The sequence below is a fragment of the Acinetobacter sp. Colony158 genome (genome assembly GCF_019264745.1).
GTDB lineage: Bacteria > Pseudomonadota > Gammaproteobacteria > Pseudomonadales > Moraxellaceae > Acinetobacter > Acinetobacter ursingii.
Map to the genome: position 1 here is coordinate 3,270,541 of NZ_CP078523.1, position 17,349 is coordinate 3,287,889.

The following is a 17,349-nucleotide window of genomic DNA, read 5'->3' on the forward strand; positions in this document are numbered from 1 at the left end:
GACTGAGTCAAAAATTAATTAAAAATCAAAGCTGGCGCTTAGCATAAATGTTCGTGGCTGACCTGCAACAACATAACCATTATTGGTATTCCCTGTACTATTGATATTGTCATACAGTCCGACCGAACCCCAATAATCTTTATCGAATACATTATTTACAGCAAAGTTAAATGTAGTCGGTGTTTGTCCAAGATGTGTCTTATAGCTTGCACCCAAATCAAGTGTCGTCCAGTCTTTCACTTTTAGATTGTTGTCTAGACTCGCATACGTCGAACCTGTGTAAATCAATTGTGCATTTAAAGAAATATCCTGTGCAACAGGGAGTTTCCAGTCTGCACCTAAATTAGCTTGAAACTTTGGAACACCTACTTCATAGTTGCCATCATAAGTGACTGAACCTGTATCTTCCTGTTTAGCATGCATCCACGTTGCACCACCAAGTACGGTAATATCATCAGTTAATTTGCCATAAGTAGTAAGCTCAACACCACGATGTACATATTCACCACCATCACTAAAGACACCATTAGCATCTTTGATACCACGCTGCTTATTAATGTCAAATAAACTCAGTGTTGCTCCAATCACGCCATTTTCATACTTGGCACCCACTTCTTTTTGCTTAGCAACAAATGGTTTTAGTGTCGTAGTAACATTAGCTGTTGTATTACTCAAACCTTTGGCTAAAGACTCAATATAATTACCATAGACTGAAATTTCAGGTGTGATTTTATAGGTTAAACCTAATGCAGGGGTAAATTTACTTTCATCATATGAAGGGTTTTTACCTTTATTATCATATTGATAAGTATCTTGAATAATGGTCTGATAACGACCACCCAACATAACAATCAATTTATCATCAAAAGCTTTTAAATTATCGCCAATAGCAATACTTCTAAGTCTTGTTCTTGTCGTAAGCTTTGGTGAATCCATATCATTACCATGAAATAACGGATTTAGTGCTTCAGGCTGATCATATTGGACTGGCCGATAAATATTGGTAGCTAGCTGATTTGCCCAATCCATAAAATATGCATTACGGGTATTCTGTTGAAAAGCTGACGCAGACAGCACTAAGTTATGTTGAACAGAACCCGTATCCAATTTTCCTCGAATACCGACTTCCCCTGTATTCACCATATCCACACGTGCATTATCAAAACGATAGAAGGTAGAATCACCCGTATTTGCATTGGTAAGTGTCACATTACCCAAGCTATTTTGTTCTTGGCCATGACGAAAACCATAAGCTGCATAAGCCGTAATCGCATCGGTTAAATCATATTCAGCGCGGTAACTTCCAAAATAATCTTCTTCGTTGGAATAAGACCATTTTTGTGCATAATTACTTGAACTATCAACAGGTGTCGGAATTGAGGTGATACCACTACCCAAAGTTACACTTGGACGCGTTGCTGTTAAACGATTATTGCTATATCCCATATCTCCAGATAGACGCAAACGATCGCCACGATAATCTAGCCCGACTGAGACAAGTCCCAAAGATTTTTCTTCGTCATCAACTGGAGTATCACCTCCGTGATACGCGGTGTTTACTCGAACACCAAACTGTTGATCCTCTCCAAAACGGCGTGAAATATCACTTGAAATATAGCCACCATTAAAGTCAGTGCCCAAAGTTACACGGTTTAAAGGCTCATTGCCTGCACGTTTAGGTAATAAGTTAATTGCCCCGCCAATCCCCCCATTACTTGGCATCGCTCCATTTAAAAATGAAGAAGCCCCTTTCAGCACTTCAACCCGCTCAAAAAGCTCTGTTGAAATATATTGACGTGGCAAGATTGAGTACAGTCCATTATAGGCGGTATCATCTGAACCTAAATTAAAACCACGGATATAATAGTTTTCCTGAAAATTACCATAACCGCGTCCCACACGAACGCTTGGATCTGCCTTTAAAACGTCACCCACGCTTTTAGCTTGACGCTCCTGAATATATTGATTGGTATAACTGGTCAGTTAAACGGCGTATCTAAATTTTTTTGATTACCAAAAATGCCCACGCGCCCACCACTAGCCACCTGACCTCCTGCGTAGGCTTCCATAAGCCCTGTTGCAGAAGCATCTGCACTAGCAACTACACGAATAGTTTCCAAAGCAGTTGCGGGTTGACTATCAGACTCTGATTGCTGAGAAACCTGATCATCAGCATGGGTAATGATATAGCCTGATGCACAAGCCATCATCAAGACAAGCGGTTTAAGTTTGATCATCACAATTCCACGAGTACAGTTTATAAAATTGCGATGATACTAAATGAGAATAAAAATAATTTAAATAACTTTTCTCAAATACAGAATGTTTTTATTAATAGAACTTCACAATTCGATTGCAATTTTTCATGTAAAAAACTTCAATGTAATTTATTCATTATCAACATTAGACTTCTTTTCATCATTGTTTAAACCCTCTTTATTTTCTCCCATAGAGCTAAATAAAAGAGACTGATGAAAAAGTCTATGAGAAACATCATTTTTTTCTAAAGAATGTCTAAGATGGAATCAACATCAAAAGGCTTGCAAATCCCACAAAACTTAACCCAGAAAGATAGTAAAGCCATTTAGAATGTCTGCGTAAAGCGACCATCCAGCGCTCATGTGATAATAATCTCAGCAAAAATAAATTCCAAATTAAAACTACCATCACCATCCACACTGAAATGGTAATTTTTTGATAAACATTAAATTTTTCAGAAATGAGCAAGGTCAAGCTGCTATAAAAAAGGATATTTTTAGGATTAAGTAAACTGGATTGCAATCCAAGTAATAATTGCCTTAAAGCAGAAAAAGAAGAATATTGAGATGATTCAGTTTGATCAATTTCAATCTTGGCATGTGCATGGCGTAAACATAAAAAAGCCAAATAAAAAAGATAACATGCACCTCCCCATTTTAAATATTTCAAAGTCAAGTGATCTATTTTTCCAAGCAGGTACCAACTGGAAAAAACTAACCATAAAATCAAGGCATTTCCGAGAGCAATCCCTAAGCAGACCTGCTGTGCTGCTTTTTTATTTCGAGCAAGCAAAGTCGTTAAAATTAAAAAGAAATCTGGCCCAGGTGAGAGTAAAGCAACGAAATGAGTCACCGCAATCGCAAAATAGAGTTCCATAAACACTATTCGATCAAATCAAAAATCGCAGCTTAGGCAAATGCCAAATCGTGTTCTTGTATAAAATTGCGTTTAAAAGCCACTCTGATATTGTTTTGGCGTTACGCCTGTTAAGCTTTTAAACACGCGATGGAAATGACTTTGATCACTAAAGCCCAAATCATAAGCGATATCGACGACTGAGCTCCCGCTTTTCAACCTGTCTCGCGCTTGATTAATTCTCAAATTGAGTTGAAAAGCATGAGGTGTCAGACCAAAGTTTCTTTTAAATAAACGAATAATCGCGTAACGGCTAATACCACTTTGTGCGGATAATTGCTCAAGTGAAAGAAAATGCTCGTACTGAACAATAAGATCAACTAAATGTTTTAGATGTTGCTGAAGATAAAGTTTTTCCTCTACTTGCTTTAATTGTAATGATGGAAAAATAATCTGCGTAAGTGTTTCAACCAAAGATTGCTCTTTTTCTAAAATGGTTCGTCCTGGATCAAATAAAGTATCATTCAACTGACAAAAATGCTGATAAATTTCAGGCTTTTTGATAATTTCTGGCACTAACTCAGGGATCTGGTTGCAAATACACTCTGTAACGGATTCTTCTAATAATTGCTTAAGCCAATCCAGATCAAGATGCATCATCTGATAACTCCACGCCTGATCTGGCAATGGATTACACGCGTGTTCAATATATGCAGGAATACAAACAATTGAACCCGCTTCAATATTCTCTGTCGTATGTAAATAGCTACTGAAGCGGCTTTGCCCCTGATCTACAGCACCAATTGAAAAAGTCGGATGACTATGCGCTTTATAGCAAATACGACTTTGACATGCCTTACGTGTTTCCACATAAGGCATGCGAGGATCACTCCAGAATGCGATATCTGAGTGAGACATACTCAATTTCTGTATAAATATTATTGAGCCAATGCTTTTTCAATATCTTCTTCTATACTCTCAGGTTTCGTGGTGGGTGCATAACGATTCAGCACTTTACCATCCTTACTAACAAGGAATTTGGTAAAATTCCATTTAATGCTTTCGCTACCCAAAATGCCTTTGGCTTCACGCGTCAGATAGCGAAAAATGGCATGTGCTTCAGGGCCTTTGACATCCACTTTAGCAAACATAGGAAAATCAACTCCATAGTTTCGCTGACAAAAAGCTCCAATTTCATCATTCGAACCTGGATCCTGCCCCCCAAATTGATTACAAGGAAAGCCTAATACTTCAAATCCCTGATCTTTATATTTTTCGTATACTTTTTCTAAGCCCGCAAATTGTGGTGTGAAGCCACACTTACTTGCAGTATTGACAATTAAAAGCACTTTGCCCTCATAGTCAGACATCTGCTTAGTGTCACCCTCTAATAATTCAGCTTCGAACTGATAAAGACTCGTCATGGATAAGTTTCCTCATCATTTTTTTCGTTGGTTTTTAGTTGTAATGAAGCCGAATTTACGCAATAACGTAGTCCTGTCGGCTGTGGTCCATCTTCAAATACATGTCCTAAATGCGCATCGCAATTATGGCAAATAATTTCTGTACGTGTCATACCATGGGTTGAGTCTTCCTGTTCATCAATCGCGCCTGCATTGACAGGTCGATAAAAGCTAGGCCAGCCACTACCACTGTCATACTTGGTGTCCGATGTAAAAAGCTCGGTACCACAACAACGACAAACATACGTTCCTTGCTGCTTGGTGTTCCAGTATTGTCCGGTAAAAGCAGGTTCAGTGCCTTTTTGTCGCGTAATTCGGTACTCTTCTGGTGATAACTCTCTTTGCCATTCTCGTTCTGTTTTATTGAGTTTTCCCATGATCATTTCCCTATTCATCTAACTGTTTAAATAGAATAATTCTATATTTACGTGATTCATTCTAAAATTTCTAGTCTTTACTTCACAATTTACAAAACACTTATAATTCCCATAAAAGCAAAAAGTAAGCAAAATAATAAAACAAGGTGAGCATTTTATTTTCTAATATTGCTTTTTTGTGAGCATAAATATGTTAGGCTTAACGCTATTCTTGCTCAGGATTAAAAAATGTCGCAGAAAAAAAGCGTTATTTTTAAAAATCTACTGCCTGTGATCAAACAATATCAACTGGCAGGATTTACGCATGAAAAGATTGTTGCCTTACTTCGAGATCAACATGACCTTGATCTGGTAACAACCGAAACATTTAAAAGTTATTTATACCGTTATGCAAAAGTGCCCCCTACTCCTTCTGAGAGCCCCAAAATGAACACAACACATCAAACGCCACGAGAAATTAAAAAATCGTCTAAGCTTGAGCATGTTTGCTACGACATTCGTGGACCTGTGTTACGAGCGGCCAATGAGATGGAAGAACAAGGCCACAAAATTATTAAACTCAATATTGGTAACCCCGCCCCGTTTGGCTTTGAAGCGCCACAAGAAATTATTAATGATGTTGCACTAAATTTACCCAATGCCATTGGTTATACTGACTCAAAAGGGATATTTCCTGCCCGTAAAGCAATTTGCCAGTATTATCAACAAAAAGGCATTCGCGATATGCATGTCAATGACGTGTATGTTGGTAATGGTGTATCTGAACTCATTGTTATGGCTATGCAAGGTCTGCTCGATGATGGCGACGAAATGCTAGTGCCAATGCCTGACTATCCTCTTTGGACAGCAGCAGTGAACTTGTCTGGCGGCACAGCAATTCACTATAAATGTGATGAAGAAAATAGTTGGTATCCAGATATTGCGGATATGGAAAGTAAAATCACGCCAAATACGCGTGGGATTGTGGTGATTAATCCCAATAATCCAACAGGTTCGGTATACCCGCGTCATGTCTTAGAGCAAATTGTAACTTTGGCCAAAAAGCATGATCTGATTTTATTTGCCGATGAAATCTACGACAAAATTATTTATGACGGCATTGAACATGTCGCTTTGGCTGCTTTAGCAGGCGATCAATTGTGTATTTCATTTAATGGACTGTCAAAGTCATATCGTATAGCAGGTTATCGCTCGGGCTGGATGGCCATTACAGGTGATAAATCCCGCGCCAAAGATTATATCGAAGGTCTGGATATGTTGGCATCCATGCGTTTATGTGCCAATCATCAAGCTCAATATGCGATTCAGACTGCGCTTGGCGGTTATCAGTCTATTAATGACTTGATTCGCCCAAGTGGTCGCTTATATGAACAACGTAATATTGCTTGGGAAATGCTCAATGAAATTCCAGGAGTCAGTTGTGTCAAACCTGAAGGTGCGATGTATTGTTTCCCAAAACTTGATCCAAATATGTATCACATTGAAGATGATGAACAACTGATGCTGGACTTTTTACGTGCAGAGAAAGTTCTTTTGGTGCAAGGAACAGGGTTTAACTGGCCAACGCCTGATCATTTCCGTTTGGTGTTTTTACCTGCGGAAAATGAACTACGCGAAGCCATTACCCGTTTAGGTCGTTTCTTAGCCACAAAGCGTTAATTATGTCTACATCATAATTTGCCAATGACTTAGGTGTTTAAAAAATCATAAATTAAAGCAATGTCTGGCATAGACATTGCTTTTTAATGGAATTTTAACAACTAGGAAACGGTTAATGATAAGTAAAACTTTTAAATCATGTGGTCTTGCGCTGACTCTGCTCGCTGCATCAGCGTCTTTATATGCAAAAAATAACGTCGTGGTAGTTGCAACAGGTGGAACCATCGCTGGTGCAGGAGCAAGTTCAACTAATAGTGCAACCTATACTGCTGCTAAAGTTCCAGTCGATGCGTTAATCAATGCTGTTCCCCAAGTCAAAGATCTCGCCAATGTCAGTGGCGTTCAAGCTTTACAGATTGCGTCTGAAAGCATTACCGATAAAGAATTGCTTTCACTGGCGCGTCAAGTCAATGACTTAGTCAAAAAACCATCTGTGAATGGAATTGTGATTACCCACGGCACAGATACTTTAGAAGAAACTGCATTTTTCCTCAACTTGGTGATTCATACTGATAAACCGATTGTGGTGGTGGGTTCAATGCGTCCATCAACCGCGCTGTCAGCCGATGGCCCTCTTAATCTGTATAGTGCAGTGGCGCTGGCTGCTTCTGATGAAACTAAAAATAAAGGCGTCATGGTGCTGATGAATGACTCCATCTTTGCTGCACGAGATGTCACCAAAACCATTAACATTCATACCAACGCATTTGCCAGTCAATGGGGCGCTTTAGGTACACTGGTAGAAGGCAAACCCTATTGGTTCAGAAGTTCAGTCAAACGCTTTAATAACAGCTCTGAATTTAATATTGAAGATATTAAGGGAGACCAGTTGCCATTGGTGCAAATTGTCTATGGCTCAGACTCGATGCTGCCTGATGCTTATTTAGCGTATGCCAAAGCAGGTGCAAAAGCCATTATTCATGCAGGCACAGGAAATGGTTCAGTGGCGAAGTATATTGTTCCAACTTTAAAACAGTTGCATGATCAACAAGGCATTCAAATTATTCGTTCATCTCGAGTACCACAAGGTTTTGTCCTACGCAATGCAGAACAACCCGATGACAAATATGGCTGGATTGTCTCACACGATTTAAATCCACAAAAAGCACGTCTTCTTGCAGCGTTAGCTTTGACCAAAACCAATGATGCCAAAGAAATCCAGCGGATGTTCTGGCAGTACTAATCTACTGTTTTTCCGCTATGATTTGAAAAGAAGCTCAACATCCCATATTGAGCTTCTTTTTACATTGTATTTCCCATAAAAAGTGATTATGTTTTTATTGGAAAAATAATAGACAACGGCTCAACTCAGAGCATGTTAAACTACTGGCACCTTATATTCATCGACGGACTTGGTCAGGATCGTGTTATGCAGTTTGTTCATCTTGGTATTCATACAGAGTTTTCGATTACCGAATCAATTGTGCGGATACCTGATCTGATCAAAGCTGCGGTCAATGAAAGCATGCCTGCTTTAGCCTTGACAGATTTATCCAATTTACATGCTGCTGTTAAATTTTATGACAGTTGCTTGTCGAAAGGGATTAAACCGATTTTAGGCAGTGAAATTCGTCTTAATGATGCTGAACATCGCGTCACCCTGCTTGCCATGACCAATGATGGCTGGCGTAGTCTGACTGAAATTGTGTCACGTGGTTTTATCGAAGGCCAGCAACTTAGTATTCCTTGTGTACAAAAAGAATGGGTACTTGAACAACATCAAGACCTGATTGTGTTACTGGGTCAGCACAGTGACGTTGGTAAAATGCTGTGTTCTTCCAACCCACAAAAAGCTGAAGCTTTACTTGAAGCCTGGCAGGAAAAATTTGGTAATCGGGTTTATATAGCCCTCACCCGAACCGATCGTGCTGGCGAAGAAGATTATATTCAGGAAGCGGTTAAACTGGCTGCAAAATACCATGTTGGGGTCGTGGCTCATAATGACGTTCACTTTATTGAAAGTGATGACTTTGAAGCGCATGAAGCGCGTGTCTGTATCGCCGATGGTTATGTTCTGGCAGATGATCGCCGTCCACGAAACTATAGTCCAGCACAATATTTTAAAACGGCCGAAGAAATGGCTGAATTATTCTCAGACATTCCCAGCGCTTTAGACAATACCTATTATATTGCTCAGCGTTGTAACGTCAGTTTGCAACTGGGTACTTACTTCCTGCCTGATTACCCAATTCCAGAAGGCTTTACCATTGATACCTACTTTGAGCATTTGTCCAAAGTCGGTTTAGAAGAACGTCTGGAATTACTCTATCCTGTTGTCGAACGTGATGAAGACTGGAATGAGATTCGTAAACCTTACGATGAACGTATCAAATATGAAGTTGATATTATTCTAAAAATGGGTTTCCCGGGTTACTTCCTGATCGTGATGGACTTCATTCAATGGGCCAAAAATAATGGTGTTCCTGTCGGCCCAGGACGGGGTTCGGGTGCGGGCTCATTGGTAGCCTATAGTTTAAAAATTACCGATCTTGACCCGCTACGCTACGATCTACTCTTTGAGCGTTTCTTAAACCCAGAACGTGTTTCGATGCCCGACTTTGATGTCGATTTTTGTATCGCAGGTCGTGACCGCGTCATTGACTATGTATCACGTACTTATGGTCGTGAAGCAGTCTCGCAGATTGCAACCTTTGGTACTATGGCGGCCAAAGGTGCAATTCGTGACGTAGCACGAGTTTTAGGTAAATCCTATGGTTTGGCGGATCGGATCTCCAAAATGGTACCGACCAAACCTTTAGGCGTCGATCTAAAGCAAGCCATTGACATGGAACCGCAACTCAAGGACATCGTCACCAATCCGTCCAATCCAGATAATGATGATGCCAGTGAAATTTGGGAAATGGCACTCAAACTGGAAGGGATTACCCGTAATACAGGTAAACACGCAGGTGGCGTGGTGATTGCGCCGGGTAAAATCACGGATTATTCGGCGGTCATGTGTGAAGCGGATGGAACCAGCCGTGTTGCACAATTTGATAAAGATGACGTTGAAGCCGCAGGCTTGGTTAAATTCGACTTCTTGGGTTTGCGTAACCTGACCGTGATTGAAGACGCGATTCAAAATATTAATAAACGTAGCGATGTCAAAGAGCCGCTGGCAATTGAACGCGTTCCACTTGATGATGCCGATGCCTATAAAGTCTTCGCGGATGCTAATACCACAGCGGTGTTCCAGTTTGAATCCGTCGGTATGAAACGCATGCTCAAAGAAGCACGTCCGAGTAAATTTGAAGAAATTATTGCCTTTGTATCTTTGTATCGTCCTGGCCCGATGGATCTGATTCCTGACTTTATTCACCGTATGCACGGTGGTGAGTTTGAATATTTGCATCCATTACTGGAAAGTGTACTCGAGCCGACTTACGGCATTATGGTCTATCAGGAACAGGTGATGCAGGCCGCACAGTTCTGTGCAGGCTATACACTTGGTGGCGCAGACTTGCTGCGCCGTGCCATGGGTAAAAAGAAACCTGAAGAAATGGTGAAACAGCGCCAGATCTTCATTGAAGGTGCTGCCCAAAAAGATATTGATGAAGCCACAGCCAACCATATCTTTGACTATATGGAAAAGTTTGCCGGCTATGGTTTTAACAAATCGCATGCTGCGGCTTATGCGCTGGTGGCCTATCATACTGCGTGGTTAAAAGCACATTATCCTGCTGAATTTATGGCCGCGGTGATGTCATCAGAAATGCAAAACACCGACAACGTGGTGTTTTTGATTGATGACTGCCGTAGTAATGGCTTAGATGTTTTGCCGCCTTCGGTGAATATGTCGATTTATCGCTTCCATGCCAGTGACGAAAAAACCGTGGTCTATGGTTTAGGTGCGATCAAAGGCGTAGGCGAACAAGCCATGCAATCCGTGATTGACTCGCGTGAAAAAGATGGCCCTTATACCGACCTGTTTGATTTTTGCCATCGAATTGATCTGAAAAAAATTAATAAACGCACTTTGGAAGCGTTGATTCGTGCAGGTGCGCTAGACTGTTTAGGCATCGAGCGCTCCAGTTTAATGGCACAATTGCCTGAAGCCGTACAAGCCGCGGAACAAGCGCGACAAAACCGCGAAACAGGAATTATGGATTTGTTTGGTGAAGTTGAAGAAGTTCAGCGTAAACCCACCAAGCCTGTCAAACCGTGGTCAGATGAAGTTCGACTTAAAGGTGAAAAAGATACACTGGGCTTATATTTAACTGGCCATCCAATTGATGTGTATCGTTCAGAGTTAAAAGCGTTTATTCCACTCAAAATTAACGAGTTGACCCCGACGCGTCGTGGTCAAACCACCGTATTTGCAGGGTTGGTTCTGGACGTTGCCAACTTTCCGAATCGAATCATGATTACACTGGATGATGGTACAGCCCGAATTGAAGTCAGTTGTAACCATGAACGCTTTCAACGCTTTAAAGATATTGTTCAAGTTGAACAAGTGGTGGTGATTGAAGGTGAAATATACGAACGTGAAGGTTTTGACCGTCCAATGGCACGTTTAAGCAAAGCGTTTAGCCTGAATGAAATTCGGCAAAAACGCGCCAATCATATTCGGATTCAGCCGACCCAAGATTTAATGAATCCAGCATTGGCACATGATCTACAGCAAATCATTTTACCGTTTTGTAATATTGATCTGTGCCAACACATCCCCGTGCAAATCGCGATCGAGCAAAATTATGCTATAGCCGAATTACATTTAGGGCAGAACTGGAAAGTTGCGCCGCTGGATGAACTACTGGTGAAATTACGTGATTATTTTGGTAAAGAATCGGTGTATATCGAATACCAAGTGAAGTCCAAAGCCGCAAAAGCAGCCGAAACCGTACGAACCGCGCCACTTGCACCACCGCCAACCGATCTGTCTATGGATGAAGCCATGGATTTGTATCAGGCTGAAGTTTCTCAATATTCTTAAAATTTAGTCTGGATTATTTATGAATACATCTGACAATGCGTCAGTTTCACAATCTTTGTCGCATGTAAAAATTGTCATGGTGAATACCACCTTGCCTGCCAATATTGGTAGCGCACTCAGAGCCATGAAAACGATGGGACTGAGCAAACTGGTTTTGGTCAAACCCAAAACTTATCCTCATCCCGATATTGACGCATTGGCAGCAGGCGCACAGGATTTAATTGATCAGATTGAGATTGTAGACACCTTAGAGCAAGCGATTGAAGACTGTCATCTTGTGTTTGGCACCAGTGCGCGTAGCCGCACCATTCCATGGCCATTGCTGGATGTACGCCCTGCCGCTGAACTTTCTATGCAGGCAGTCGTACAAAAGCAGCAGCAAATAGCAATTGTATTTGGTCGTGAAGATCGTGGCTTGACCAACGAAGAGTTAGCATTGGCCAATTATCATCTGACCATTCCTGTCAATACTGAGTATGGTGTACTCAATGTGGCACAAGCCATTCAAGTGGTCTGTTATGAAATACGCATGGCGACTTTACAGCAGCTTGAACATGAGAGCGAATCACAAAAAAATACCAATGTTGAGCAAATGCCTGTTACCGCTGACACAGCTATGGATTGGGATGAACCTTTGGTCACGCATAAACAAATGGAAGAGTTCTATCCACATTTAGAAAAAATGCTGGTGGATATCGAGTTCCTTGATCCTCAAAATCCACGACTGCTACCTTTACGCTTGCGTCGTCTGTTTGGACGTATACAATTAGATCGTATGGAATATCATTTACTTCGTGGCATATTTAGCCGTGTCCAAGCATTGAGTCAGGGCACATGGAAAAAAACATCAATGGATAAAGAGGATCAATCCAATGCTTAAACAGCTCAAAGAAGATATTCAGGCTGTATTTGCGCGTGATCCAGCAGCTCGCAATACCTTAGAAGTCATTACCAACTACCCAGGTATTCATGCCCTGATCATGCATCGTGTCGCGCATAAACTCTGGGAAAAAGACTGTAAAAGTAGCGCGCGCTTATTATCGACTTTTAGCCGTTTCGCAACAGGGATTGAGATTCATCCCGGTGCCAAAATTGGTAAACGCTTTTTTATCGATCATGGTATGGGCGTGGTGATTGGTGAAACGGCTGAAATTGGTGATGATGTCACGCTATATCATGGAGTAACTTTGGGCGGCACGACTTGGAATAAAGGCAAACGTCATCCAACACTTGAAGATGGCGTGATTGTAGGTGCAGGTGCCAAAATTTTGGGGCCGTTTACAGTCGGCAAAGGTGCCAAAGTCGGTTCAAATGCAGTCGTGACCAAAGAAGTCCCAGCAGGCGTCACTGCGGTGGGTAATCCTGCCCGTTTTATCTATAAAGATAAAGTCACAGAGAATGAAGAAGAACAACGTCGTCGCAATTATGCTGAAAGTATTGGTTTTCAGCCTTATGCAACGACCAGTGATCAGACTGATCCTATTTTAGAAGGTATGCGTGTGTTGCTGGATCGAATCCAGAACAATGAAGCACGTATGAATACCTTGTGCCAACGATTATCACTGCTCGACCCGACCTTTAAAAAGCAAAATCAGGAAGAGCAACCATTTAGCGAAGAAGAACTCAAAATCATTGAAGAAGTTCGACGCGAATGTGAAGCTCAAAGCAGTTCGTCTAAAGCTTAAACAATTGGTTTAATACTGTAACACGTCTCTCATTGCATGTTTGTCTGGCTTTTCTTAGACTGGCTCGACAAACATCTTTTTAACTTTAAACAACAAAGAATGGACGTTTATATGATGCTTAAGCCTTTGGCATACACACTACTCGCAGCGTCGCTATTAACTGCATGTAGTCCTGTTGCTGTCAAAAAAAATAATGCACCTGAACCTTTTGTTTTTACCGAACCTGACGTTTCACCTCCATTTTATGCATTAAATCCATTCAATTATGATGCCCCCCCTCCTTTTGAAGTTGCTCTTAAAGAAGCCGCGGCTCAACCTGTAACCAAAATGGTGGTTAAAGACCCAAGCGATCCAAATAAAAGTATTACGCTTGATGTCAATAAACTGATTATTCCAACGGTCAATAGCAACACTCGCTCGATGAAATATGCAGCCCTTGCTGGTGAAAATGAGCTTGATGTCACTGATATAGACGATTTTTTACAATTAGTTGAAGGTAAAGCCCGTCATTATCCACCACGCTTCACCGATCGTCAGGAACGTAAAGGCTACGAAAGCAAATTAAAAGAAGTTTCACATCATTTAGATACGCTAGCAACCAATCCAAATGCATCATTTGACGTGCTGATTCGTGCGTTCAAAGCCAGTGTTTTAGGTCGCAATCTGGATTTAGGCTCTGCCTATACCACTAAATCGCTGACCTACGCTCAACGTTTACTCAAAATTAATCCAGAAGACCCAGAAGCGAATTTCTGGTTTGGCTTTGGTTTATCTGAAGGCGGTGGTCAAAGCGAAGCTATTCCTTATTTAAATAAAGCCATGCAAGGCGGTGTACAAGAAGCTTACTTAGCTTCTGTCAATAACTACATTGCGATGGAACAAAAGAAAAACGCGATCCAAACCCTAAAAAATTACAAAATCAAATATCCAGATGAAGCAGAAGTCGCTGACCGTTTGCTCACTGAGATTGAGAAACAAGGACGATGGAATGTCTGGCAGGTGTTAAATAATCCTGCCATAGCAGCTAAACCTGCATCTTAATATCATCCCTTTCATAATGAGGCTGTTTCTACAGCCTTTTTTGTGAATTATATTTGGGGTGAATTGAAAATTCACACAGATCACGTATGATCAAACTAAGTTTCTATCAGATTCTCTTTATAAACCATGATTAATTTTAGAAAAAAAAATAGCACTTTATTTTTGGTTTCTGCCTTTTCAATTACACTGCTGAGCGGATGTCAGGTTGTTAGTGTCAAACAACAAGCAGTGAATGTCACTATTGCCAATGAGCGTAATAGTATTTTGATGCAAGACAAATTAAGTGAAGCGAGCCTAAATGTTCTTTCCATGTCTGGACGTGAAGCCAAAATTTGTATGGATCAACCGACGTCCTGTGTCAATGAACTCAAAATGATCCCTGAAATTGTCGATGAGCAATTTCTCTCAACGGCAAGTGAACTCTATTTAGCCAAAGCCATGCAATTGGATAAATCCTCTGCATGTACCGTGAGCAGCATTACCAAGCATCGTTCAGAAGAGCATCAACGACAAACACAACAAACCTATGATGACTGTCAAACTGAACAACTCAAAATGCTGGATAAAAGTATTCGTTATAGTTATGCATACTTATTTAAGACCAAACGCAAACCGATAGATCGTATTTTTGATAACAGACAAGTTCAAATTCGCGATTTTTATAATCAGGCAATTGCCAAATTAGTCACGATTAGCGCGCAACGTTCAAGTGTAAAAAAAGCAACTGATAGCGTAAAAATTGGTAATAGCATTTACAATATCAATCTGGATCAATATCAACTGTTAAAAAATAAAGAGTTAGATCGATTTATCTCAAGCTATAATTTGAATTTCTCTGGGCTACGTACCATCAACCGTCGTGATGGTTTCGGATCAGAGTTTGTCGCGGTTTTTCCAGCATCAGAGGAAAAATCCAATAATAAATATATTCTCGATCCTCTCAATGCATCTTACCAAACAAGCATAAACCCTAATATCCACAAGGCTCGATATTTATCTGCAACCATCGTCGCACGACCAGTCAAAGCAGAGAGTGTTGATGACATTATTAATTCACCTAACATTACTGTGCAGGTCATGGATCCATATCGTACAGAAAATGTGGATATCGCAGGAAAGAGCTATCCATTGGCTGCAAACTTTTCTGCCCCATACGGTTTATGGCTTGCAGAAAATAATTTAGGCGCTGCTGCCTACTTAAGCCTGATTGACCGTCAAGAACGGTTGACCATGCCACATCTTTATATGCTTGAACCCTATAACCCAAACAAAAAAGTGATTGTTCTGGTTCATGGTTTAGCAAGTAGTCCTGAAGCTTGGATTGCATTAACCAATGACATTATGGGAGATAGTATCTTACGTGAACATTATCAGGTATGGCAGGTCTTTTATTCGACCAATATGCCGATATTGGAGAGCCGTTTCCAAATATATGCTCTGCTTAAACAAGCATTTGGTGGACTCAATCCAAACGATCCAGCCGACAAAGATGCCGTTCTGATTGGACACAGTATGGGTGGCATTATCAGTCGACTTTTGGTGAGTAATGCCGATATTTCCCAATCAGCTTTGTCGATGATGAGTCCATATCAACAAGCCAAGCTCAAAAAACACCCTATCGTATCAGAACGTTTAAAAATTCAACCGATTACCAATTTTGACCGTGCTGTTTTCATGTCATCGCCGAATCGTGGAACTGATTTCGCAGATTTATGGTTTACTCGTGCGGCCCGTAAAATTATTAAGTTACCTGGTGCTTTCCTCGGTGCAGTGACTGATACCATTACCAATCAAGATATCGATGCGAAAGATATCCTGACTCGTATTGATAAAGGTCTTATTCAAAATGGACCAAGTGATTTAAGTCATAAATCTAAATTCATGGCTTTAACTGAAGATATTAACCCGCCAAAAGGCTTTGTTTTCCATTCGATTATTGGCAACAAAACTAATAGCAAAGATCCAGATGTGATGACTGATGGTATTGTTCCTTACAAGAGCGCGCATCTGGATGGAGCAACATCAGAAGTTATCATTAAAGGTGGACATTCGATTCAAAAAACTCCTGAAGCTGTCCTTGAACTCAGACGTATTCTTCGCCAACATTTAGTAGATCACAATATCAAATAATCAAAAAAAGGCTCTGTTTAAATCGACAGAGCCTTTTTATTCACACTGTGTTAGCGATTAAGCGTGTTGTTTATAGCAATAATCCAGTGCTAACTCATAATATTCAAGCCCTTCTCGAGCTGCCTTAAAGGCTTTTGTTTGTAACTCAGGTTGATGGTCACATAAACGTTTAATCAGTTCCATCGCTTCATAAGGATGCAGATCATCATAATGTGCATGCGCACGTAGCCATGCCAGTGAACGCTTATTAATATTGACTTCAGGATGATCGATATATGCATTAATTCCTTTATAGACCTGAATTGACCAATCTCCTGTCGCCCACTCAATCGCAAGGTTGGTTGCTGCCAGACATTCAGCCAATGAACTGCGATAATTCATATTCCATAAAAAATGATTCACTGCATTCATTTCTACTGGAGGCGTGACACGATCCAACTCATCGACCGTTAGCCCAAAACCAACCGCCCAGTCTCGATACCAATTTAGATGCCTTTCTTCAATTTTAATATTCTGAATAAGCCAATCTCGACTTTCAGTAACACCCGGTTGAGTGAAATCGGTTGCTTTTGATAAAGCCAGTGCCATATAAGAAGGGAAATGTGCGACCAAAGGATAAAAATTCAATAGCGCAAGACGAAAACACGCCAACGACAATTTTCCATTGGCCATGTCAATAAATAAAGGATGATGACTCACTCGCTCTTTTACGGGAACTAAATCATCCCAAAATGCTTGAGCCCAACCAGAATGTGGTGTAATTTCAAGTACTAATCCTTGCGTAAGAGCTCCCATCGTTCTCTTCCCTTTCTATGATCAACCGTAAGTGTCATTTATTGCATGAAATTTAAAGATTTTCTTCATTTCATCGGAGTCACTTTTAGTTTCAGTATCGATGACTCATTCAAAAAATATATTACCTACTATTTGTATAAGAGAGAATATCT

The 17,349-nt window shown here is 40.6% G+C and carries 12 protein-coding genes and 1 pseudogene; 7 read left to right on the forward strand and 6 right to left on the reverse strand.

The genetic code is table 11. The features are described 5' to 3' along the window. Window positions 1-18: 18 nt before the first annotated feature. From JR005_RS13305 to msrB, 5 genes and pseudogenes are all read right to left on the reverse strand, one after another. A pseudogene (locus JR005_RS13305) lies at window positions 19-2,237 on the reverse strand (TonB-dependent receptor). Between the two features lie 277 nt (window positions 2,238-2,514). Next, on the reverse strand, window positions 2,515-3,135 hold the full coding sequence (locus tag JR005_RS13315) for a LysE family translocator (protein WP_218665257.1): 621 nt from the start codon (window positions 3,133-3,135) through the stop codon (window positions 2,515-2,517). 72 nt (window positions 3,136-3,207) lie between these two features. Further along, complete coding sequence (locus JR005_RS13320; protein ID WP_179943801.1) at window positions 3,208-4,032, reverse strand: AraC family transcriptional regulator; 825 nt, start codon at window positions 4,030-4,032, stop codon at window positions 3,208-3,210. Between the two features lie 20 nt (window positions 4,033-4,052). Further along, a complete protein-coding gene (locus JR005_RS13325; protein WP_004997057.1) occupies window positions 4,053-4,538 on the reverse strand; it encodes a glutathione peroxidase in 486 nt (161 codons plus the stop codon). After that, entirely contained in the window at window positions 4,535-4,954 is a 420-nt protein-coding gene (msrB, locus tag JR005_RS13330; RefSeq protein WP_004989584.1) for a peptide-methionine (R)-S-oxide reductase MsrB, read from the reverse strand. Before msrB ends, JR005_RS13325 begins: the two co-directional genes overlap by 4 nt. Before the next feature lie 228 nt (window positions 4,955-5,182). On the opposite strand from msrB, the gene JR005_RS13335 reads away from it, so the two are divergent. The 7 genes from JR005_RS13335 to JR005_RS13365 all read left to right on the forward strand — a co-directional run bounded on the left by JR005_RS13335 (window position 5,183) and on the right by JR005_RS13365 (window position 16,402). Continuing rightward, window positions 5,183-6,613 (forward strand): pyridoxal phosphate-dependent aminotransferase, encoded by a 1,431-nt coding sequence (locus JR005_RS13335; RefSeq protein ID WP_151732600.1) that lies wholly within the window; start codon window positions 5,183-5,185, stop codon window positions 6,611-6,613. Between the two features lie 115 nt (window positions 6,614-6,728). Further along, on the forward strand, window positions 6,729-7,796 hold the full coding sequence (locus JR005_RS13340; RefSeq protein ID WP_218665258.1) for an asparaginase: 1,068 nt from the start codon (window positions 6,729-6,731) through the stop codon (window positions 7,794-7,796). Window positions 7,797-7,982: 186 nt separating this feature from the next. Beyond that, window positions 7,983-11,546 (forward strand): DNA polymerase III subunit alpha, encoded by a 3,564-nt coding sequence (gene dnaE, locus JR005_RS13345; protein ID WP_218665259.1) that lies wholly within the window; start codon window positions 7,983-7,985, stop codon window positions 11,544-11,546. Window positions 11,547-11,565: 19 nt separating this feature from the next. Continuing rightward, on the forward strand, window positions 11,566-12,426 hold the full coding sequence (locus tag JR005_RS13350; RefSeq protein WP_218665260.1) for an RNA methyltransferase: 861 nt from the start codon (window positions 11,566-11,568) through the stop codon (window positions 12,424-12,426). Next, the gene (gene cysE, locus JR005_RS13355) at window positions 12,419-13,231 is read left to right on the forward strand and encodes a serine O-acetyltransferase (protein ID WP_119686860.1); all 813 of its coding nucleotides are present in this window, start codon (window positions 12,419-12,421) and stop codon (window positions 13,229-13,231) included. The genes JR005_RS13350 and cysE overlap by 8 nt, the downstream gene beginning before the upstream one ends. 111 nt (window positions 13,232-13,342) lie before the next feature. Continuing rightward, window positions 13,343-14,272 carry an ABUW_2363 family tetratricopeptide repeat lipoprotein gene (locus JR005_RS13360; RefSeq protein ID WP_218665261.1) on the forward strand — a complete coding sequence of 310 codons (930 nt, stop codon included), beginning with the start codon at window positions 13,343-13,345 and terminating at the stop codon, window positions 14,270-14,272. Between the two features lie 126 nt (window positions 14,273-14,398). Beyond that, window positions 14,399-16,402: a lipase family alpha/beta hydrolase gene (locus tag JR005_RS13365; RefSeq protein ID WP_218665262.1), complete on the forward strand. Its 2,004-nt coding sequence runs from the start codon at window positions 14,399-14,401 to the stop codon at window positions 16,400-16,402. Between the two features lie 57 nt (window positions 16,403-16,459). On the opposite strand, the gene JR005_RS13370 is transcribed toward JR005_RS13365, so the two are convergent. Further along, window positions 16,460-17,197 carry a TenA family transcriptional regulator gene (locus JR005_RS13370; protein WP_004997047.1) on the reverse strand — a complete coding sequence of 246 codons (738 nt, stop codon included), beginning with the start codon at window positions 17,195-17,197 and terminating at the stop codon, window positions 16,460-16,462. Window positions 17,198-17,349 lie beyond the last annotated feature (152 nt).